The organism is Caballeronia sp. LZ003, assembly GCF_031451465.1.
Taxonomy (GTDB): Bacteria; Pseudomonadota; Gammaproteobacteria; order Burkholderiales; family Burkholderiaceae; genus Caballeronia.
Map to the genome: position 1 here is coordinate 1 of NZ_JARUXJ010000123.1, position 653 is coordinate 653.

At 59.7% G+C, this 653-nt stretch carries 2 protein-coding genes; both read left to right on the forward strand.

The annotated features are described in order from the left end of the window. Positions 1 to 348 (forward strand): hypothetical protein (locus tag QCE79_RS33355; RefSeq protein WP_404989473.1); only part of this gene is annotated, 348 nt, incomplete at its 5' end. Continuing rightward, the coding region (locus QCE79_RS33360) for a hypothetical protein (RefSeq protein WP_309851753.1) at positions 345 to 653 on the forward strand (309 nt) is incomplete at its 3' end. The genes QCE79_RS33355 and QCE79_RS33360, both read left to right, overlap by 4 nt.

The window sequence follows — 653 nt, forward strand, 5'->3', positions numbered from 1 at the left end:
TTGCTGGGCATGCTCGCTCGCACCTCGAAAGCCGCTGCATTTCGCCGGTGGGTATTGGATCTTCTTGAGCGTGAAGCTCAATCCGCAGAGTCGCGCAAGCCGCAACTGCTCGACAGTCGCTGGCTGATGTACTTCGGCCACGACGGATGTCAGCGGATGCAGCCGGTAGCGCCGGATGCAGTAGTGATCGCGCCAGACGCCCTTGCGAAGCTCATCGGTGAGCCGGGCGTTGTGTCGGTGCGCCTCCTGCCAGAAATCATCGCCTCTGCCGCGAGCCGGTTGCAGGAGATCGAGCGCGTCAGTCAGTCAGACGACTGTGCTCGTCATCATGGGAGGGCACAGCAATGAGTGGCTACGCATATCAATGGGCCAAACGTCAGCACGTCGGCGATTCAGCGGCCAAGACACTCTTGAAGACATATGCGCATTGGGCGGCCGAAGACTACACCACGTGGGTCACGAACGACGAGCTCGTGCTCGACACTGAGCTCGACGTCAAGACCATTCGGAAAGCGCGCGAGAAGCTCGTGTCGCTTGGTTTCCTGACTGAGACACCGCGTCGCATGGGCGGCACGAAAAGCATTGTCGTTTATCAGATGCTCGCTCCATCTGGCTCTGTCGTAGTTCAAGCGGTCGATCAGCGCACTGGGGAT